17 protein-coding genes and 1 pseudogene are annotated in these 20,600 nt (G+C 61.0%); 15 read left to right on the forward strand and 3 right to left on the reverse strand.

From position 1 onward, the window contains the following. The first annotated feature begins 38 nt into the window (after window positions 1-38). The 8 genes from ACZY1I_RS24715 to ACZY1I_RS24750 all read left to right on the forward strand — a co-directional run bounded on the left by ACZY1I_RS24715 (window position 39) and on the right by ACZY1I_RS24750 (window position 9,953). A complete protein-coding gene (locus ACZY1I_RS24715; RefSeq protein ID WP_463758521.1) occupies window positions 39-668 on the forward strand; it encodes a hypothetical protein in 630 nt (209 codons plus the stop codon). Further along, window positions 661-2,382, forward strand: coding sequence for a type VII secretion AAA-ATPase EccA (gene eccA, locus ACZY1I_RS24720; protein WP_463758524.1), 1,722 nt, complete (start codon window positions 661-663; stop codon window positions 2,380-2,382). The genes ACZY1I_RS24715 and eccA overlap by 8 nt, the downstream gene beginning before the upstream one ends. Before the next feature lie 3 nt (window positions 2,383-2,385). Further along, a complete protein-coding gene (gene eccB / locus ACZY1I_RS24725) occupies window positions 2,386-3,819 on the forward strand; it encodes a type VII secretion protein EccB (RefSeq protein WP_463758526.1) in 1,434 nt (477 codons plus the stop codon). Beyond that, the gene (eccCa, locus tag ACZY1I_RS24730; RefSeq protein WP_463758530.1) at window positions 3,819-6,047 is read left to right on the forward strand and encodes a type VII secretion protein EccCa; all 2,229 of its coding nucleotides are present in this window, start codon (window positions 3,819-3,821) and stop codon (window positions 6,045-6,047) included. Before eccB ends, eccCa begins: the two co-directional genes overlap by 1 nt. Then, window positions 6,047-7,798, forward strand: a complete 1,752-nt coding sequence (eccCb, locus tag ACZY1I_RS24735; RefSeq protein WP_463758533.1) for a type VII secretion protein EccCb — start codon at window positions 6,047-6,049, stop codon at window positions 7,796-7,798. Before eccCa ends, eccCb begins: the two co-directional genes overlap by 1 nt. Window positions 7,799-8,050: 252 nt before the next feature. Next, the gene (locus tag ACZY1I_RS24740; protein WP_463758584.1) at window positions 8,051-9,220 is read left to right on the forward strand and encodes a PPE family protein; all 1,170 of its coding nucleotides are present in this window, start codon (window positions 8,051-8,053) and stop codon (window positions 9,218-9,220) included. 105 nt (window positions 9,221-9,325) lie between these two features. Continuing rightward, window positions 9,326-9,628 (forward strand): WXG100 family type VII secretion target, encoded by a 303-nt coding sequence (locus ACZY1I_RS24745; protein WP_463758536.1) that lies wholly within the window; start codon window positions 9,326-9,328, stop codon window positions 9,626-9,628. A 34-nt stretch (window positions 9,629-9,662) separates the two neighbouring features. Beyond that, window positions 9,663-9,953 (forward strand): WXG100 family type VII secretion target, encoded by a 291-nt coding sequence (locus tag ACZY1I_RS24750; RefSeq protein ID WP_463758539.1) that lies wholly within the window; start codon window positions 9,663-9,665, stop codon window positions 9,951-9,953. Window positions 9,954-10,053: 100 nt separating this feature from the next. Here ACZY1I_RS24750 and ACZY1I_RS24755 read toward each other — a convergent pair whose 3' ends face one another. Then, window positions 10,054-10,410 carry a type VII secretion target gene (locus ACZY1I_RS24755; RefSeq protein WP_463758542.1) on the reverse strand — a complete coding sequence of 119 codons (357 nt, stop codon included), beginning with the start codon at window positions 10,408-10,410 and terminating at the stop codon, window positions 10,054-10,056. A gap of 68 nt (window positions 10,411-10,478) precedes the next feature. Further along, a complete protein-coding gene (locus ACZY1I_RS24760; RefSeq protein WP_463758544.1) occupies window positions 10,479-11,795 on the reverse strand; it encodes an EspA/EspE family type VII secretion system effector in 1,317 nt (438 codons plus the stop codon). 1,298 nt (window positions 11,796-13,093) lie between these two features. Between ACZY1I_RS24760 and ACZY1I_RS24765 the strand changes: the two genes are divergently transcribed. Beyond that, window positions 13,094-14,083: an EspA/EspE family type VII secretion system effector gene (locus ACZY1I_RS24765; RefSeq protein ID WP_463758546.1), complete on the forward strand. Its 990-nt coding sequence runs from the start codon at window positions 13,094-13,096 to the stop codon at window positions 14,081-14,083. A gap of 223 nt (window positions 14,084-14,306) precedes the next feature. On the opposite strand, the pseudogene ACZY1I_RS24770 reads toward ACZY1I_RS24765, so the two are convergent. Then, window positions 14,307-14,667: pseudogene (locus tag ACZY1I_RS24770) on the reverse strand (IS21 family transposase); the annotation flags it as partial. A 324-nt stretch (window positions 14,668-14,991) separates the two neighbouring features. Here ACZY1I_RS24770 and ACZY1I_RS24775 point away from each other — a divergent pair. The 6 genes from ACZY1I_RS24775 to ACZY1I_RS24800 form a co-directional block, all read left to right on the forward strand. Next, window positions 14,992-15,294 carry a WXG100 family type VII secretion target gene (locus tag ACZY1I_RS24775; RefSeq protein ID WP_463758536.1) on the forward strand — a complete coding sequence of 101 codons (303 nt, stop codon included), beginning with the start codon at window positions 14,992-14,994 and terminating at the stop codon, window positions 15,292-15,294. A 34-nt stretch (window positions 15,295-15,328) separates the two neighbouring features. After that, window positions 15,329-15,619 carry a WXG100 family type VII secretion target gene (locus tag ACZY1I_RS24780; protein ID WP_463758539.1) on the forward strand — a complete coding sequence of 97 codons (291 nt, stop codon included), beginning with the start codon at window positions 15,329-15,331 and terminating at the stop codon, window positions 15,617-15,619. Window positions 15,620-16,370: 751 nt separating this feature from the next. After that, window positions 16,371-17,267, forward strand: a complete 897-nt coding sequence (locus ACZY1I_RS24785) for a MinD/ParA family ATP-binding protein (RefSeq protein ID WP_463758549.1) — start codon at window positions 16,371-16,373, stop codon at window positions 17,265-17,267. Then, window positions 17,264-18,799 (forward strand): type VII secretion integral membrane protein EccD, encoded by a 1,536-nt coding sequence (gene eccD, locus ACZY1I_RS24790; protein WP_463758551.1) that lies wholly within the window; start codon window positions 17,264-17,266, stop codon window positions 18,797-18,799. Before ACZY1I_RS24785 ends, eccD begins: the two co-directional genes overlap by 4 nt. Before the next feature lie 102 nt (window positions 18,800-18,901). Then, window positions 18,902-19,669 (forward strand): hypothetical protein, encoded by a 768-nt coding sequence (locus ACZY1I_RS24795; protein ID WP_463758553.1) that lies wholly within the window; start codon window positions 18,902-18,904, stop codon window positions 19,667-19,669. A 322-nt stretch (window positions 19,670-19,991) separates the two neighbouring features. After that, window positions 19,992-20,600 (forward strand): hypothetical protein (locus ACZY1I_RS24800; RefSeq protein WP_463758555.1); only part of this gene is annotated, 609 nt, incomplete at its 3' end.

Here is a 20,600-nt window from a genome sequence, read left to right on the forward strand (position 1 = left end):
AGAGATCCAGACGAACAATGCAGAAATGAAAGGACGCCATGCCTGAGCGCCTGAATGACGATGACGACCGTGACGATCTCGGCGCATTGGACTTTTACGCCACCAAGGAGGGCGACTCGTACGAGGATGGTTCTTCGGAATCAGCCGCCTTAGACTTCACCGTCGAGGACGACAACGAATCCGAGTCGTTCGTTGACGCGTTGGGCACGTACGCGCCTGTTGAATCCGAAGGATCCGATGGGGTTGACACCGAGCTCGACGAAGCCATCTATGCACAGACAGCAGATGCAGATGAGCAGGCCGAAGAAGGTGCCCTCGAGCTCTTCACGGTGACGAACCCCCCCGAAACAGTGTCGGTGTCTGCCCTCATTGACGGCAGGATTCAACAGGTCGACCTATCTCCAAAAGTAACGAGCATGAGCGAAGCAGAGCTTGCCAACGAGATACTCGTTATCGCCGATCTGGCGCGGCAGAAAGGGTTGGCCGGCCAGTACACCCAGCTGGTAGGAAACGATTCCCTGACCGAATCCATGCAGAGTATGGGAGTTGATGACACCGGAGCCGTGCGTGAATTTTTAGAGGGCAATCTCGGCCTGCTGTCTCCAGAGCAGGCAGCTGCAGCACAAGCGGAGGTCTTCGCCACTCGATACGCGACCAACCATGACTGATCGCCTCGCCGGTCTGTTCGAAAGCGCGGTTGGGATGCTGCCGGTATCCGAATCGCGGTCTCTGGAGTTGTTCACGGAGATAACGAATTACGATGAATCGGTTTGTGACGCTTGGATCGGACGCATCCGCTGTGGCGACACCGACCGGGCGACCTTGTTTCGGGCCTGGTACTCGCGACGGCAATTCGGACAACTCGCGGGATCTGCCCAGATGTCGATGAACGCCGTAGGCGCCCGGGTCCCGATCGGCGGCCAGTATGGCGACATCAGCTACCCCGTCAACTCGCCCCTCGCGATAACGATGGGCTTCGCGGTAAGCGAAGCGTCGCATGGCAATTACGCGGACGCGATGGAGGCTATTGAGGACGTTCCGGCCGCCGGAGCCGAGCATCTGCTGTCGTGGGTCAAGGCCGTCGTGTACGGCGCGGCGGAACGCTGGACTGACGTGATTGACGAAGTCAGGGGTGCTGGTGCGTGGCCGGACAAGTTCCTAGCCGCCGCCGCTGGCGTCGCCCATGGAGTCGCTGCGGCGAATCTCGGCTTGTTCACCGAGGCCGAGCGGCGGCTCACCGAAGCCAACGATTCGCCGGGAGCCGAGGCATGCGCTCGGGCCATCGCATGGAATCTGGCGCTGACACGCCGCAGCCAGGGAAACGAAGAGGCTGCAGTGGCGCTGCTGGAATGGCTGCAGACCACTCATCCTGAGCCCAAAGTTGCTGCAGCGCTTCGAGACCCGTCGTACCGCTTAGTGGTCACCAGCGACGAAGAAATCGCATCCCGCACCGACCCCTGGAATGCGTCCAGCGTGGTTGCCGACACTTCAGGCAGGGAAAAGTTGCTCGCCGAGGCGGAAGCCGAGCTGGCGCGGCAGATTGGCCTCACCCGGGTAAAAGACCAGATTGAGCGGTATCGGGCCGCAACTCAGATGGCGAGAGTGCGTGCCGCCCGCGGCATGAAGGTTGCCCAGCCGAGCAAGCACATGATCTTCACTGGGCCGCCCGGCACCGGTAAGACCACGATCGCACGGGTGGTAGCCAATATCCTGGCCGGCCTGGGTGTCATAGCGGAACCAAAACTCATTGAGACGTCGCGCAAGGATCTCGTCGCCGAGTACGAGGGGCAGTCCGCGGTCAAGACCACCAAGACAATCGATCGCGCCCTCGGAGGAGTGTTATTTATCGACGAGGCTTATGCGCTGGTCCAGCAGCGCGACGGACGGGCCGACCCATTCGGAACCGAGGCACTCGACACCCTGCTCGCACGTATGGAAAACGACCGCGACCGGCTTGTCGTGATCATCGCGGGCTATAGCTCCGACATCGACCGGCTTCTGGAAACCAACGAGGGGCTGCGGTCACGTTTTGCCACTCGGATCGAATTCGACTCGTACTCTCCGGAGGAGATCCTGGACATCGCGAAAGTCATTGCCACTGCCAATGATTCGACATTGAATGGAGATGCGTCCGAAAATTTGGTTCAGGCGGCCAGGTTGTTGAGTGAGCAGACCATGCGTGGCAAGGCAGCGCTCGACATAGCGGGCAACGGGCGCTACGCCCGCCAGTTGGTTGAAGCTGGCGAACAGTACCGCGATATCCGCCTGACCCGGATCGCCGATTTCGAGGGGCTCGATGAGGATCGACTCCGCGAGATCAACGGGGACGACATGGCCGAGGCGATCGCTGCGGTACACAGACGCCTCAATGTGAGCGAGTAGGCAATGGGGTTGCGCCTTACTACCAAAGTTCAGGTGAGCGGATGGCGCTTTTTGCTTCGCAGAGTCGAGCACGCAATTGTGCGGCGCGACACCCGGATGTTCGACGATCCGCTGCAGTTCTACACGCGCTCGGTCGCAATCGGTGTCGCGGTGTCTGTGTTGCTGGTGGTAGGTGCGCTTGCGATGGCCTACTTCAAGCCTCAGGGGAAGCTCGGTGCTAGCAACCTCTTCGTCGACCGAGCCACTAACCAGCTCTACGTGCGGGTGTCCGGGCGGTTGCACCCGGTCTACAACCTGACGTCGGCGCGGCTGGTATTGGGCACCCAGGCGGACCCCACGGTGGTGAAGTCAAGCGATTTGAGCAGTTTCCCGCGCGGGCAGTCCATCGGCATCCCGGGCGCTCCATATGCCACTCCCGTCAGGTCGGGCACTTCATCCATGTGGACTTTGTGTGACACCGTCACCAAGACCAACGCAGTGGCACCGGCCGTGCAGACGGACGTGTTGGCTATGCCGTTGATCACCGATTCTGCAATTGATCAGATGCGCCCGAACGAAGCGCGGCTGGTGACCTATCAGGGCAAGGACTGGTTCGTCACTGCGACGGGCCGTCACTCCACCGATCTGGCAGACCGCGCGCTCACCTCGGCCCTGGGCATCCCAGCGGCCGCCAAGCCAACGCCCATCTCCGGAGCCATGTTCAATGCGTTGCCCGACGCCGGTTCCTGGGGCCTGCCACCGATACCAGAGGCGGGCGCCCCCAACTCGGTTGGGCTACCGCAGGAGCTCGTGGTTGGGTCGGTTTTGTTAGTCCACGGCCTCTCGGGGCCTCAGTACAACGTCGTGCTCCCCGATGGCATCGCGCGCGTAAACGCCAACACCGCGATGGCGCTACGCGCAACCCAATCATTCGGCCTGGTAGAACCTCCTGCTGTGGAATCCAGTTTGGTCATCAGGATTCCCGAACGCGATTACGCGTCCCCTCTGCCTGACCAACCGATGAAACTCGTGTCGCCCGTTGACGAACCGACGCTGTGCTGGGCTTGGGAACGTAGGGCCGGCGACCAAGCGCCAAAGGTCAGGGTTTTGACGGGTCGGCATTTGCCGATACCACCCTCAGCGATGAGCACGGGTGTCAAACAAATCGATGGAACAGCAACCGTTTTCACAGCTGGTGGTGACTACGTGCAGCTGCAATCCCCAGATCCGCGGCACGGCGAATCTCTGTACTACGTCGACCCGCAGGGTGTGCGATACGGGCTACCGGACGCACAGACAGCGGCGGTGCTGGGTTTGGCGTCACCAAAACTTGCCCCCTGGGAAATCATCCGACTACTGGTCGATGGTCCGGTGCTGTCGAAAGAGGCCGCGCTGCTCGAGCACGACACGCTTCCCCCCGACCCCAATCCCCGAAAAGTTTCAGCGGGAGGCAATTGATGACCACCAAAAAGTTCACCCCCACCGTCATCCGTGGTCCCCGCTTGGCCCCGGGCGAGATCGGTGTCACGCCACCCGAGGACCTCGGCGTGGAAGTCCCACCGTCGGCGATTCAGAAGGCTCTTCCGTACGTCTCCGGAGTTTGCATGCTCGGCATGGTCGCCATCATGATCGTGAGCGGCACCAGGCAGCTATCGCCGTACATGCTGATGATGCCGCTAATGATGATTGTCATGTCTATGGGCATGATGGCTGGTGGCGGCTCCGGCGGGAAAAAAGTGCCGGAAATTAACGCCGACCGCAAGGAGTATCTGCGTTACCTGGCCGGACTGCGCGCGCGGGTTACGTCTTCGGCCAGCGCGCAGGTGGCGTTCTTCAGTTTTCACGCACCCCATCCCGACGATCTGCTCTCGATGGTCGGTAGTTCCAGACAGTGGTCCCGGCCGGCCAATGCCGACTTCTACGCGGCCACGCGACTCGGGATCGGCGACCAGCCCGCGGTTGACAGACTCATGAAACCGACGGTCGGCGGTGATTTAGCGGGTCCGAGCGCGGCACCTCAGCCATACCTGGAGCCGGTCAGCCACATGTGGGTGGTCAAGTTTCTCCGCACGCACGGACTCATCCGCGACTGCCCGAAGCTGCTCCAACTGCGCACGTTTCCCACGATTGCCATCGGTGGAGACCCCTCAGGCGCCGCTGGCCTACTGACCGCGATCATCTGTCACCTCGCGGTATTCCATCCGCCCGACCTATTGCAAATTCGGGTGATCACCGAAGACCCCGATGACTCGGACTGGTCTTGGTTGAAATGGCTTCCACACGTGCAGCACCCAACCGACACCGACGAGGCAGGGCGTGTCCGAATGGTCTATACAGGCCCGGACAGTCTGGGCGACCTGGCTGCACGCGGGCCGCATACACCCGATTCGGTTCCATCCGGGCCCTACGTGGTGGTGGTAGATCTGACGTGCGGGAAGGCGGGTTTCCCCCCCGACGGCAGAGCCGGTGTCACGGTGATCACCCTGGGCAACCACCGCGGCTCAAACTACCGGATTCGGGTGGCTGAGGATGGGACGGCTGACGACCGCTTGCCAGGCCAATCGTTTCGGCGGCTGACTGCGACCACCGATCATCTTTCGCCACAACAAGCGACCCGTATTGTGCGGAAATTGGCAGGGTGGTCGATCACCGGCACTATTCTCGACAGGACCACGCGTGTCCAGAAAAAGGTTGCTACAGAGTGGCATCAACTGGTTGGCGCGAAGGGCATCGAGGAGGTTGTGCCTGCTCGCTGGCGCATGTACACCGACACTGACCGTGACCGACTCAGGATCCCTTTTGGTCACGAGCTCAAGACTGGCGACGTGATGCACCTCGACATCAAAGAGGGTGCAGAATTTGGGGCAGGGCCGCACGGCATGCTCATTGGAACCACCGGATCAGGAAAATCTGAATTCCTGCGCACTCTCATCATGTCGCTGGTTGCAATGCACCATCCGGACCAGGTCAACCTGCTGCTTACCGACTTCAAAGGCGGTTCGACCTTTTTGGGGATGGAAAACCTTCCTCATACCGCCGCCGTTGTAACCAACATGGCTGAGGAGGCCGAACTCGTCAGCCGGATGGGCGAGGTGCTGACCGGCGAACTCGACCGCCGGCAGTCGGTTTTGCGCCAGGCCGGGATACAGGTCGGTGCCGCTGGGGCGCTTTCCGGCGTGGCTGAGTATGAGAAGCACCGCGAGCGAGGCGCCGAGCTTGCGCCATTGCCAACCCTGTTCGTCGTTGTCGACGAGTTTGCCGAGTTGCTACAAAGCCACCCCGACTTCATCGGCTTGTTCGACCGGATCTGCCGCGTGGGACGGTCACTGCGCGTACATCTGCTGCTGGCTACCCAGTCGCTCCAGACAGGCGTTCGGATTGACAAATTGGAGCCTAACCTCACTTATCGGATTGCGCTGCGCACCACTAGCTCGCATGAATCTAAGGCGGTGATCGGCACCCCCGAAGCGCAATACATCACCAATAAGGAAAGCGGAGTGGGGTTTCTGCGGGTCGGTATGGAAGACCCAGTCAAATTCAGCACCGTCTACACCGGTGGCCCGTTCATCCCTGCGACGCTGGCCGAAAGTAACGGCGACGGAAGCGCCGCTCCGCAAGTTCGGGGCCCCGCTATGCGAATCCGTCCCTTCACCGCGTCGCCCACTGTCGAACCTGTGATGTCGTGATGACGGCGCAACCGGAAATTCGGGCCCTACGCGAGGTAGTGCTGGGACAACTCTCGACCAGCGAGTCGCGGGCTTACAAAATGTGGCTGCCACCGCTGACCGATCCGACGCCCCTGGGCGACCTGATAGCCCGCGATAATCGCAGCTATCTGCGTTTCGCGATGGGAGTCATGGATGAACCGCGCCGGCACTGCCAGGAGGTATGGGGTGTCGATCTCTCAGGCGCCGGCGGCAACATTGGTATAGGTGGCGCGCCACAGACCGGGAAGTCGACTCTGCTACAGACCCTTGTGATGTCTGCGGCAGCTACTCATTCGCCGCGGCAGGTTCAGTTCTACTGTATAGACCTGGGCGGTGGCGGATTAATCTATCTGGAAGATCTGCCACACGTCGGAGGTGTGGCGACTAGATCGGAGCCCGATCGGGTCAACCGGATGGTCGCGGAGATGCAGGCGGTAGTGCGTCAGCGCGAAAACACCTTCAAAGAGCATCGCGTGGGCTCCATCGCCGCTTACCGCCAGATGCGCGAGGACCCCAACCATCCCGTTGCGGGCGATCCATTCGGAGATGTGTTCCTAATCGTTGACGGCTGGCCAGCTTTCGTAAGCGAGTTTCCGGACCTGGAGTCGCCAGTTCAGAATCTGGCCGCACAGGGGCTGGCCTTCGGAGTGCACACCATCATCACGACGCCGCGCTGGACGGAACTAAAGTCGCGGATCCGTGACTATCTCGGCACAAAGATCGAATTCCGACTCGGTGATGTCAACGACACTCAGATCGACCGAGTCACCCGCGAAATTCCAGCCAATCGCGCCGGACGCGCGATGTCGATCGAAAAGCACCACCTAATGATCGGAGTGCCCAGGTTCGACGGTGTGCACAGCGCCGCCGACCTGGTCTCCGCCATTGGTGGCGCGGTAGCGCAGATCGCGGCAGTTCATACCGACCAAGCGCCGCGGGTCCGAGTGCTGCCCGAGCGCGTTCACCTGCACGAACTTGACCCGCTCCCGCCAGGACCGGAATCCGACTACCGGACCCGGTGGACGATTCCGATCGGAGTTCGCGAGACCGATCTGTCCGTGGCCTGCGCCGACATGTACACCACACCGCACCTCTTGATCTTCGGGGCCGCTAAGTCCGGCAAGACGACCATCGCGCATGCGGTCGCCCAAGCCATTTGCGCGCGCAACAGTCCGTCGCAAGTGCGTTTCATGTTGGCCGACTATCGATCGGGATTGCTGGATGCGGTACCCGAGAGCCACTTGCTCGATGCCGGAGCGATCAACCGGAATAGCACGTCGCTTGACGAGGCGATCAAGGCGCTGGCCACCAATCTCAAAAACCGATTGCCGACGTCTGACTTGACCACATCACAGCTGAGATCGCGATCGTGGTGGAGCGGCTTCGATGTGGTGCTACTCGTCGATGATTGGCACATGATCGTCGGTGCCGCTGGTGGTATGCCGCCGATGGCGCCGCTCGCGCCCTTATTGCCTGCGGCCGCTGATATCGGACTACACATCATCGTCACGTGCCAGATGAGCCAGGCATATAAGGCCACCATGGATAAGTTCGTCGGCGCCGCATACGGGGCTGGATCTCCGACCATGTTTCTTTCCGGCGACAAGTCCGACTTCCCATCCAGTGAATTCAAGGTTAAACGCCGGCCCCCTGGCCAGGCCTTTTTGGTCGCCCCGGACGGGAAGGAGGTTATCCAAGCCGCCTACATCGAACCGCCAAAAGAAGTGTAAGCAGCACCTCCCTGACGGGTTTACGATTAACTCATCGTCCAAACGACGAGGGAACGCAAGCGATTTGAGAAGGCTACGTAGGTCCTTAGATGTATTAGCCTACGGCGCCTGACTCGACCGGAACTGGGCTGTGTATTTGGTGGAGACCACTTCTGGTAGCGAAACCTTCCTCAATAATTGGCGCGACTGTTCGACGGCAAAAGCTTACGTAAATCGCAATCAAGGAGGTCGGCAACCGTGTTTTGGCATGCAATGCCTCCCGAGCTGAACACAGCCCGGCTGATGGCTGGGGCAGGCCCAGCGCCCATGCTGCAGGCTGCAGCGGGTTGGGAAGCGTTGGGTAAGGCCCTCGACACTCAGGCCGAGGCACTAGCCGCGAGCCTAGCCGCCCTTGCTGGTTCGTGGACTGGGGCTGGAAGCGACCGCGCGATAGCCGCCGCGACACCGATGATTGCTTGGCTGCAGGTTTCAGCCGCACACGCGCAGCAGCGCGGCGTGCAGGCTACGGCTCAGGCTGCTTCCTACATGAAGGCAGTGGGAATCACGCCTTCGCTGCCGGAGATCGCTGTCAATCACATCACGCACGCGGTTCTTTCCGCCACAAACTTCTTGGGTATCAATCTCGTTCCGATCGGCTTCAACGAGGTTGACTATTTCGTCCGCATGTGGAACCAGGCAGCCGCCGTCATGGATGTTTACCAGGCCGAGACTATTGCCAATACAACTTTTGAACCGCTTCCGCCGATGAAACCCATTCTCCAACCTGCGGTAGGCGAGATCATGACGGAAACTGTTGGAACGCTGCCGCAAATTGCTTCACAAGCCGGCCCTCAAGCGCTGAGTGCTCTAGGCGGGATGGCGGAGGCTGCCGAGACGACGGTCACGCCCGTTCTCGAGGTGCCGCTCGAGGAAGCGGGCCAGTTGATAAGTCAAGTAGGGCAGATGAGCGGGCCAATGCAGCAGCTGATGCAACCGTTGCAGCAAATTACTTCGCTTGCCAGCCAGAGTGGTGGGGCGAGTAACCCAGGTGACGGTCTCCCCGGTGATCTGGGCGGGGAGGCAGCCGCTCAGATCGGTCTACTCGGGGCGAGTCCGCTTTCGAATCATCCATTGGCGGGTGGGTCGGGCCCAAGCGTGGGCTTGGGTCTCATGCACGCAGAGGCGCTGCCCGGCGCCGGCGGATTAAGTTCACGCACAGCGCTGCTGACGCAGTTGCTCGACCATTCTTCCCAGGCGGTCGCGCCGGCGGCTGGCGCCGGGTCGTCGGCGCTAGGCGGCGCAGCACCTATCGGTGCTATGGGCCACGGGGCACAAACCTCCGCCGGTTCCAAGCCTGCAATGGCTGCTCCCGCGCCTCTTGCCGGAATCGATGACGAAACCGAATCCGCTCACGACGGTGTGGATGACCACGACGACTGGTGAGCAATCCCTGCAGCACCTGCAATAAACTTCGCGGCCGCCGGGGCCGGAAGCTCGCCACGTACTGGCGAGAACATGATCAGCGAAAATCAGAGAAAGTAGTCGAACATGGCAGAGATGAAGACTGATGCCGCGACTCTGCGCGCGGAGGCAAGCAACTTTGACCGGGTCTCCGGGGAGCTTCAGCAGGTGCGGGGCCAGGTGGAGTCGACCGGTAGTGAGCTGGTGAGCCAGTGGCGCGGTGCGGCCGGTACTGCGGCGCAGACCGCGTTGGCCCGTTACCACGAGAAGGCTGAAGCGCAGATCAAGGTGCTCAGTGAGATCACCAACAACATCCAGAGCGCAGGGATCAAGTACTCCTCGGCTGACGATGAGCACGCTGGTTCGCTGGCGTCGCAGATGAAGTTCTAAATCCTTTAGTAATAGAAAGAAACGGAGCGTAGACATGACTGAAGCACAGCAGTGGAATTTCGCCGGCATCGAGGCCGGGGCGGGTTCAATCCAGGCAGCTGTTCAGACCACCCAGAGCCTTCTCGATGAGGGTAAGGGTTCGTTGACGAAGCTGGCTGCGGCTTGGGGCGGTACGGGTTCGGAGGCCTACCAGGCGGTTCAGCGTCGTTGGGACGAGACCTCTGGTGAGCTGAACGAGGCGTTGCAGGCGCTGTCGGCGCGGATCAGCGAGGCTGGTCAGGCAATGGCTCACACGGAGTCCGGCGTCAGTGGGATGTTCAGCTGAATTAACTCAGCGGCCAAACACGAAAAGAGGCGAGAGCCCCGACGGGGGTCTCGCCTCTTTTCGTGCTTGCCCACCGGTAGCTGCTGCGTTGCTTCGCCCATCAGTCTGAACAGACCACATCGCTGAACGTCTCGCCCATCTCTTGGTCAGTGAACGAATACGACGCAGCGGCTAGGCGCAATTTGCTGGAGAGCTGAGCGGCGGCGTCGGCCAATTTCATGCCCACTGAGTTGCGGGTAATTTCAGCTTTTTCGGCCGCATGATATGTCGGCGAACAGATGAGGCCGTGCGTAATGTAGAGCTGAACGTAATGCGGATAATTGCTCACGGCATAGTCATAACGAGCCCGCTGATGAATAGGAACGGCATTAGTCGCCGCCTCTAACAATTCTGCCCTTGCGTCCTGATTAGCCGCCAGATTTTCCATGTAGGTCGGCGCAACTTCCAAGTTATCCATTGGTCTCAACGTTCCATTCGGTTGTGCATGTAAAGCCGCAACGTCTCTAATTTCGAAGTGTCGTACCGTTACGCAACGGCGGAAGTCGACTGCGCTTTTATTGGCACATCCGCTGCAGCAGGGTGAACGCCCGCGTACGCACTCGTTGGATCGTCGACACGCGTTCCTTGCGTGCTGGCAGTGCCGGCGGCCGACACGGAGTCGAGTTCCTCACAGCTGGCCGGCTGCGCATGCTTTTGGCCGCGAGCGATCTGTCCTGTTGCCGCGCCTGAGCAATTCTTTTGCCGAATTTCGGGGTCAGCACCGACAAGAATCGGCAGACATGCATTGGGGGGCGCAGTTAGAGTCGGTGCTGCTACACGCCGGCCGTCTGGACTATGACCGCTGTCGCGCGACAGGGGCGCGCCCATGGCTCGCCGCGACTCTGCGACGCCGCAAATTTCCGACGCTGTTTTTACGGTCGAAGGATCCGCGGCAGTGCTACCGCGTACTACTGCACCTGCGCCGAATTCCCGGCCTCGCGAACTTGACACGAGGCTTAACTGGCTAGCCGTCCGCGAGCCAACGCGGGATTCTATCGCGGAAAGGACCGCCTCGTATCTGCTGGTGATCGCACTTACCTCGGACCCGTTCTCTCGCGCCTGACTATTCATTCGATGCAGGGCGGGGCCAACGGCGGACAGTGCAGCTGCCGCGCATACGGTCTGAAAACTTCGCGAGAGGACCTCGCCTATCGGCCCCGGATACTGGTGGTAGTACGCAAGGGCTGCCGGCATCGCGCAAGCGAGCCCGTACGCCAGGTGAACCATGAACCGACGCGTCGAGTCGATCTGTCGCGCTTCTCTTCGAAGCACGTCTCTCATCGCTAAATCGATCGCAGACATCTCTCGCGACAAAGTCGCTATCGTGTGATCCCGATCGCTATAGGCCACAGACGCCTGTCCCCGCCAATTATCGACAGAATCGGCCGCTCCGGACAGGGCGCTTGCCTTTTGAAACTTCGCGGCCCCGTCTTCGAACAATTCCCCTTCGTCAGAGGATATGCCATTGAGCAGATTGAGCGAATGAATGGTATACACAGCAAGACTGAGAATAATTATCGACTCATCATAGAATGCGTGGTCGGACGCCTCGCCGGTTTCAGGGTCCGTCCACTTGTAGACGGCCTCCTTCATTCGGGCTTCTACCAGATCGACAGCGTAAAACGTGGCTGCCGCACCGACATCCAGTGTGTCGACGTAACGCTCCTGCGCAATCTGTTCGCGTATGTTGTTGCCAGCCAGGGCGAGCCCGACCACGTCAAGGCCGCCATAGTAGAGCCTCAGGGCAGGCGTCATCTTCGCCGGATTCAACATCACTTGCTCCAAACTCGACGGACCGGTCACTTAGGTATGGCAATGTTGTGACCAACATAACAGCCGTCCGACCATGCCCAATGCACATCTTTTCGCCCAGTTGATTTGCTCGAATTTGCCACCGTAGGAGCCCCCTTGGGAACTGGCGGAACCGACTGACAAGTGGACGTAGGGCGCCAAGATCGCCGCATGAAACCGATCGTTGATGCGGCAACGGCGTTCCAACACCGAGGGCCACAACGAACCAGCCGGCAGCTTGGAGGTCTGCACCTCGACATCGCAGCCGTGGTGCTGATGGCGACCGGCCCCGATGGCAGCGGTGGCTTTGGCCTACCCCTACCACCTGCGCGACGTCGTTGCCGTGAGCAGGAGCGCTCGAAGCCTGTTGATCTGTGCCTTGCGTGAGACGGTCAAATCACACCGCACCAAGGAAGATGCGGATGGCTTCCTGTCACCGTCACTGCGCTGCAACGGCTTTTCGGACAGCGCTCATCCGTAGCACCTCAAGCGCGGCAAGACGTGAATCGATCGGATCGGACTCGCCGCGACGGCGAGGGCCACACCGGCGCTGCCGAGTGTACGAGCCAGACCGATCCCGTCTCTGCGGGTTCCCTCGAATCGAATCACACACACAAATCACGGGATGATGTTCGATCGCTCGGCTGCGACGCGCCAGTACCGCTGACAGGCAGGTCGGACTCGCACATCACTCTGGTGGACGGAACCGATGGTTGCTCCAGGTGTTGGTGCGCTTGCAGATTTGGCGCCGAGTGCACGCGGCCACCCGTCATACACTGATGGACAGCGTTTGATGTCTCCTACCCGTGACGCTGAGTCTGCGTAAATCTGGGTAGCTAACTGGATCGGATAGCTCATTTATGGTCGCTATTGCTTCTGCGGGAGCGGTCCTGGCTAGTTTCGCCAGCCTGTCCCGAGAATTCTCCGGCCTGGGCGTGGACTATTTTGCCGGCTTCAACGGCGACACCCCCTACAGTGCTGAACGCCTGGCCTCGGTAGGGACTAGCGCTGGTGCAGGCGGCTTATCCCTCGCGCCAACCGCCATACCCCGCGGCTTCCTAGCCGATCAGCAGAAAATTGCCAGTCTGGAGAGGGAGCTGAGGGGCCTTGAGTCGAATGTTGTCCTTCAGAGAACTCATAAGCAATCGGCGGTAGAGGCTCGTGATCTCCGGAAACAGTGGGCAAACATAAGCGCCGAACGAAGGGCGGAATACGACGAAGCATGTAAAGGCCTCGTCGGCGCGAACCAGCGGCTCAAGGCTGCTGAGGACAAAGTACGCGACGCACAACGCGAGATCGAGGAAGCCCAGATGGGACCTCTCGCGGGCAGCAGTCCGATTCTGCTGGCAGTTGCGGCGGTTGCAGCAATGGAGTGGCTGACCGGGGTTGGGACGCCGTGGCAGGGCGGTGATCTAGAGATCGGTGCGCAACTGTTCGGTGAGTTGGAAGAACAGTTGGGCGAGGGGATTTCTACAGACTCGTGGCAGGGCGCGGCAGCCGACACCTATAACCACCGGACCGCGGGGTTGGGGGATCGCGCCAGCGTGGCGGCGGGGTTAGACGGACAGCTAGCGGAGTTGGTCAAGACCCAAGCCGAGTGGAACACCACGCTGCAGATGGGCATGGCCCTAGACAAAGGCCTGCTGATTGAAGCGTTTGCGGTGGAAATGGCGTTGCGGATTGAAGCCACACCGGTGGTGGCCAACGGGTTCGCTGTTGCGGCGGCAGGCATGGGGATCGCAATCGGGGCAGGCATGCTGACCACGTTGGGCGTCTTCTCCAAGCTCTGCGCCAACGAGGTCGAGCGCGTGACCCGTGATTACAGTGCAATCTCACACGGTCTGGGTGCGATGAAGCCGCAATGGGCACCCGACCTGGCCGCCCCCGCTGCCCAGACCACAGTGGCAGGCTCTCCGAACATCACCGCCGAGCAGAACCCGGCGGGAGCCTTTGCGCCCTCGGCAACCGGCTCCTCCTCCCGGTTCGCCGCCGCACCGCTCAGCAGCGACGCAGCCGAGGGTGCGCAACTTTCTCCCACGGCCACTACCGTGCCGCCATGGGTACCGCTGTCGGCGTCGGCACCCGGCCCTGCCGCCGAGCGGCATCAAACAGCACATCCCGCGGCACCCACCGGCATCCAACGGCGCCCCACACCTGAACCGGTCCGGGATGACGACCCCCTCCGAAAGGACCTCGCAGCAACCTCGCCGACCCAACCCACCGTCATCGAGCAGGCTGTACCGGACACGGGTCAAGTCCGCAAGAACTTTCAGCAAGCGGCCCCGATCGCGAGCAGCTAGCCAAGAGGGCAGCTGCCCCTTGCAAATGAGGACTATGTCTCGGCCGCACCACATCACCAGCCAAGACAACCTGCGCTGACGTTTTCGGAGCGACACTCGTAAACGGTGTTTCCGGCGGTTTCAATCAGTAGGTTTCGGCTGCCGGGAATTCGTCGCCGAAGGCGATGCGAACACGTTCAGAGCAGGTTTCCGCCGCATAGTCCATCGTGCCCTGGCGGCACCCATCATCTGGGGCGTGCGGGATCACCCGTTAGGCCGCCGCGTCGCCGTCCGGCACGCCGCACAGACCGGGCGCAGATCCCGGGCGCGGATGTTCCGGTCAGGCTACGACGGACCGAAACCCACCTCCTCGAGTTCGTCGAACAGGCTGTGCGCCCACAGACCAGGTCCTCGCCCAGCCGGGCGCTGACGCAGCCGACGAACCGCTCGAAGTTGATCCGGGCCCGCACTGCGGGTTCGCCGTCACCGGCCAGATACTCACGGACCGCCTTGCGGTCAAAGCCGGTATGGCGGGCAATCGATGAGATCGTCCAACCACGATGGCGTAGAGCATGCACTTCCAGGTCGTCCTCCCCTGTGCGGATGAGAAGCGGGCCTTGACCTGACAACGCGGTGCGCCCGCACGCCTGGACTCGCCCTCAGGGGTCCGGCATCAGCCGTCGAAAAACTGGTGCACGGACCAGCACTCAGGTGGGATTAGGATAATTGCAGAGATCAACAGAAGAGGGCTCGCACTCAAACCAAACGTAGAACGGCGCAATTCCCGGTGGCTTTCATATCGACAGCGCCTGAGGTGCCGACGCGATTGGTAACACTTGCGGTTTAAAGACTTCCCGGTCCAGGGGCCGGAAGACTCGTCACGTATTGGCGGGGCATCGATCAACAAAAATCAGAGAAAGAAGTTGAACATGGCAGAGATGAAGACTGATGCCGCGACTCTGCGCGCGGAGGCAAGCAACTTTGACCGGGTCTCCGGGGAGCTTCAGCAGGTGCGGGGCCAGGTGGAGTCGACCGGTAGTGAGCTGGTGAGCCAGTGGCGCGGTGCGGCCGGTACTGCGGCGCAGACCGCGTTGGCCCGTTACCACGAGAAGGCTGAAGCGCAGATCAAGGTGCTCAGTGAGATCACCAACAACATCCAGAGCGCAGGGATCAAGTACTCCTCGGCTGACGATGAGCACGCTGGTTCGCTGGCGTCGCAGATGAAGTTCTAAATCCTTTAGTAATAGAAAGAAACGGAGCGTAGACATGACTGAAGCACAGCAGTGGAATTTCGCCGGCATCGAGGCCGGGGCGGGTTCAATCCAGGCAGCTGTTCAGACCACCCAGAGCCTTCTCGATGAGGGTAAGGGTTCGTTGACGAAGCTGGCTGCGGCTTGGGGCGGTACGGGTTCGGAGGCCTACCAGGCGGTTCAGCGTCGTTGGGACGAGACCTCTGGTGAGCTGAACGAGGCGTTGCAGGCGCTGTCGGCGCGGATCAGCGAGGCTGGTCAGGCAATGGCTCACACGGAGTCCGGCGTCAGTGGGATGTTCAGCTGAATTAACTCAGCGGCCAAACACGGGATGAGGCGAGGGACCCCAACGGGAGACTTCGCCTCATTTGGTGTTTGGTGCTGCGATGGAATGGGGAAGTCGCATGGCGGCAGACTACGACAAGCTTTTTCAGCCCTGGGGCACATCGAATGATGCTGCAGGACATGAAGAGTACGACCTCGGCGCCGCAGCCGCGTCATGGTCTTCGCCTACGAATCTCCCCGCACCAAACGGTGAGATGCCGCCGTCAACAGTGCCCCTCGCCAATCTCCTGCAACCCCCTCCGGCCCTTCCGACAAGCCCGGTGTCCGAGGAAATCTCTCCTCACCCGCCGACCGAAGAGCCACCGGTCGTAGCGCCACCACGGCCACCTGCCGCTGCGCAGCACGCGCGTCATGCCCGGCGGCGCAACACCGACCCGGTCGTGCCAATCAGCGGCGATCGCGGCCAGGCGCCACACGGGCACCGGAAGGTGGAAGTTGCTCGTTCCGCCCCGCTGGGCGCCCCCCTACCCGACGACTTCTCGCGGCGGATGTCCGACACGACATCGGAACAGTCGACGGGATTAGGCGAACCGCGCTTCCCCGCACCGGCCTCGGGGTTGCCGCCTGTACCAACGCAAGACTTCACTGATCCGTATGCCAGTGCAGGCTCGCTCGCCGGCCCCCGACTCACGGCCGTACCAGTTTCGGCTCCGGCCTCTACGGAACCAGGTTCGTCTCACGACCGCGCCCACCCCGATTTTGTTATCAACCCGGTGGCCGATAAGCCGCAGAGGAAAATGCTGTCGCAGCAACGCTGGCGACGCAGATTGCACACTTGGACGCGCATCAACGTTGGCTTGTCCCGCGAGGAGCAATACGAACTGGATTTGGGCAATCGTATTCGCCGACGTATCCGGGGCTCTTACCAGATTGCGGTAGTAGGTCTCAAAGGCGGCGCCGGAAAAACCTCCGTCACCGCTGCGTTGGGATCAGTGCTGGCGCAAGTGCGCGGCGACCGGCTTTTGGCAATAGACGCCGATCCAGGTTCTGGCAACCTCGCAGAGCGAGTTGGACGACAGTCGGCGGCGAGTATTGCCGAACTCGTCCTGAATAAACCCTCGCATTACAACGATATTCGCGCTCATACCAGCGTAAACGGGGTCAACCTCGAAGTGCTGCCGGCGCAGCAATACAGCACTGCGCAGACAGCTTTAAGTGAAGCTGACTGGCTCAGCGCGACAGATATCGTTTCGCAGTATTACAGCCTGGTACTCGCTGACTGCGGCACGAATCTGTTTGATTCAGCCACTCGAAGCGTGCTGTCAACTTCCTCCGCGCTCGTCATCGTTGCTAGCGCATCGACAGACGGCATGAGGCAAGCAGCCGTTGCGATCGACTGGCTGCGTCACCACGGCTACTCGGCCCTCCTCGACCGCGCATGCGTAGCGGTCAATCACGTCAATTCTGACAAGCGACCGTTCCCTGCCGCCATCGCTCAGCGAATCGAACAGTCTGTCCGACCAGATCGAGTCATCACTTTGCCCTGGGACAGCCACATCGCGGCCGGAATCGAGATCGAGCCTGATCTGCTCAGTGCGCCCTTTACGCGTAGGATCAAGGAATTGGCCGCAGCGCTGTCCGACGATTTCGATGGGGGCGAGACTAGTTGAGTGCGCCCACTGCCGCAGCCGCTCCGAGTAAGGCCGCCGTATCGCCCGCGAAGCCTACGACGACCCGCGTGACGGTGCTTACGGGCCGACGGATGACCGATCTGGTTCTGCCCGCTGCCGCAGCGATGGAAAGCTATGTCGACGACACTGTCGCTGTTTTGGCTGAGCTGTTGGAAGACACACCGGCGGAAATCCTGAGCGGTTTCGACTTTTCCGCGCAAGGTGCCTGGGCATTCGCCCGCCCGGGATCGCCGCCCCTGAAGCCAGATCAATCGCTCGACGATGCCGGCGTGGTCGACGGTTCTTTGCTGACTCTGGTGTCGGTCAGTCGCACCGAGCGGTACCGGCCGCTCGTCGAAGATGTCATCGACGCTATCGCGGTGCTCGACGAATCGCCGGAGTTCGACCGGGCGGCATTGCACCGCTTCATCGGGGTGGCAATTCCTTCGTTGACTCCATTCGTCGCAGCGATTGCGGGAATCGCTTGGTGGCGCACCGGCCAGCATCTTTGGTGGCCGATGGCGTTGGCGATCGCAGGAATCTTCTTGATCGCCGGCAGTATTGCCGCGCAGAAGTTTTACCAAAATGTCGCGCTCTGCGAGAGCCTGCTGCTGGCGACATTTCCGTTAGTCGCCGTCGCCGCAGCGTTGGCTGTTCCGCGTCCGCGCGGGGTCGAATCATTAGGCGCGCCACAACTTGCCGGTGGCGCTGCGGCTGTCATGTTCCTGACGCTAGCTACCCGAGGCGGCCCGCGGCGGCGCGCGATAGTTACCTCCTTTACCGCGGTGTTGGCGATAGCGGCAACTGCGGCCGCGATCGCTTACGGCTTTGGCTGGCAGCATTGGGTGCCAGCCGGCGCGATCGTCTTCGGGCTGTTCACGGTGACAAATGCGGCCAAGCTGACGGTCGCCGTTGCGCGGATCGCCCTGCCGGCGATTCCTGCTCCCGGCGAAACTGTGGAGCACGAGGAGTTGTTGGATCCCGTCACTGCCCAGGAATCCGACGACAAGGAAACGCCGACCTGGCAAGCGATTATCGCTTCGGTACCAGCATCGGCAAAGCGGCTCACGGAACGCAGCAAACTTGCTAAAGAGCTGCTGATCGGTTTTGTTACCGCCGGGACTCTTATTCTGTCGGTCGGTGCTATCGCTGTGGTGGTGCGTGGACACTTCTTTGTGCACAGCCTGGTGGTAGTCGGTCTGATTACGGCAGTGTGCGGGTTTCGGTCGCGGCTGTACGCGGAGCGTTCCTGCGCCTGGGCGCTGCTGGCAGCCGCAGTCGTCATCCCGATCGGTGTGATGGCCAGGTTGACTTTCTGGTATCCGCATAGTGCATGGCTGCTTCTAACGCTGTACCTGGTGGCAGGACTGTTTGCGCTGGCGGTGGTGGCAGCGACCGTAGGGGCACGGCGTGTATCTCCGGTGCTGAAGCGATCGTTGGAGCTGCTCGACGGCGCTATGGTGGCTGCGATTTTGCCGATGCTGCTATGGATCACCAGTGTCTACGACATCGTGCGCAATATCAGGTTCTAACTGCGACGGTGACGGTTCGGGGCACGGCAAATTGCCGCATTTCAGGTCCGCCACGGCGTGTAGCATTTGATTAATACGGCACGCACGTAAGGGATTTGGTAAATGAGTCAGCCTTTGATCGTCGATCCAGCTCGGCTGGAAACTGCGGGAACCAAGTTGGCGGAGCTTGTTTTACCGGTGCCTCCGCCGCCGATCAGCGTTGCTGGAACCGACCAGGCGTCGGCAGCGATCAATGAAATCATGCCAAGTATCGAGTCAGCGGTCACCGCTGGTATCTCGGCTGCCAGCTCCGCGATCACTAAGACGGGTTCCAACATTGCCAGTGCGGCAGGGATGTACGCCAAGACGGATCAGGCACTGGGCGACCAACTGATGCAGGCGTTCGCCTCCAACGGAGCGCCCACCGCCGCGCGCATTGCTAGCCCCGCAGCTGCGACAATCGCGGATGGGATTGTGGTTGGTGATTTGGTCAGTCTGCCGGCAACCGCTATATCTGCCCTGGGCCTGCTGCCCACCGTGGGGCAAATGACGCAAGCTTACGGGCAGGCGGCCAGGCTTGCTGGGTACGCTGCCCAGCCCGCGAACTTCATGAATCAAGCTATGGGCCAGGTGCAGCAGATGGCCTCGATGGGCCAACAGGGCCAGCATGGCGCGCCGCCGGCCGAGCCGGATCCGGCGGAAGGCTCGGCAGAGGAAGGCAAGCACACGGACGAAGCTCCGCCGGCGTTGGCCCCCGTCGAGGAGGCCGTGCACGTCGTGAGCGCCGAAGCCGGAACGGATGCGAAAGTAGCGGAGCGCGCGCCCATCTACGCCACCACCGCCGATTACGACCCAGTGCATGAATCGGGCACCGGGGACCGCGTGGTGTGAGGCATGGTTCGTGTGTGTATGACCGATTAACGGCGGGCCTAGTTCGCCCGCGGGGAGCGGCGCGTTCTGTTGGGTGGGTCCCCGTATCCTGCCGCAGGCCTGCATGACAGGTTTTCGCGACTAACCCGACGGCGTCGTCAACGTGCTCTACTTCGAACACGCCACCGAGCACAGCATGTCGTACGACCAACGGACCCCCGAGGGACGGGCCCGCTGGGCGTATTCGGGTCCGAGAGGCCGCTGCTAGCGGTCAGCGTCAGATCGGACGCCGACGTGTCCGCAATTGCAATGGGTGTGCACCCCGGGGAAACGATTACGAAGGATGAAAGTGTCGATCTTTGCTGAAGCCGCTGCCATTATTAACGGGCTACTGGGACTAGGCGGTAACACAACCGGTTTGTACCGAGACATCACCAGTGGTGCCGCACCTACGCGTGAGAACACCGCAGCCGCCGCTATCGGCCTGACAGGAAACGCCAGCAGCATCGTCGGATCGGCTGCAATCGGCACGTGGAGCACATTGGCACTGCAAGAGCTTGTTTACCGGCGCGACCTTTACGACGGCGCAAGACAGTCCTATTCGCAATGGCGCGCAATCTCCACGGGTTATGACGCGACGGGAAACAATTTGACAGGCCTGAGAACGGCGAGGGTGCTCAGAGGCGAGATGGAGCAAGCCCTTCTTGCCGATCCCCAGAACGAAGAGCTGATGGCCAAAGTTCGCGAACTGGATACAGCACACAACAGAAATGTGAAATCGACACAAGATGCGTCGCAGGAACTTCAAGAACAGAAAGATAGTTACGAAAGCGCAAAATCGAAATATGGGACGACATCTAATTCGGGTTTGAGCGTGATTTTGTCTGCGTTGTCGGTGGTGGAGTTTTTGGAGTTGTTGGTGGGTTTTGGTGCGCCGTTTGATGGGCAGTGT

Source organism: Mycobacterium sp. IDUB_37, assembly GCF_055419245.1.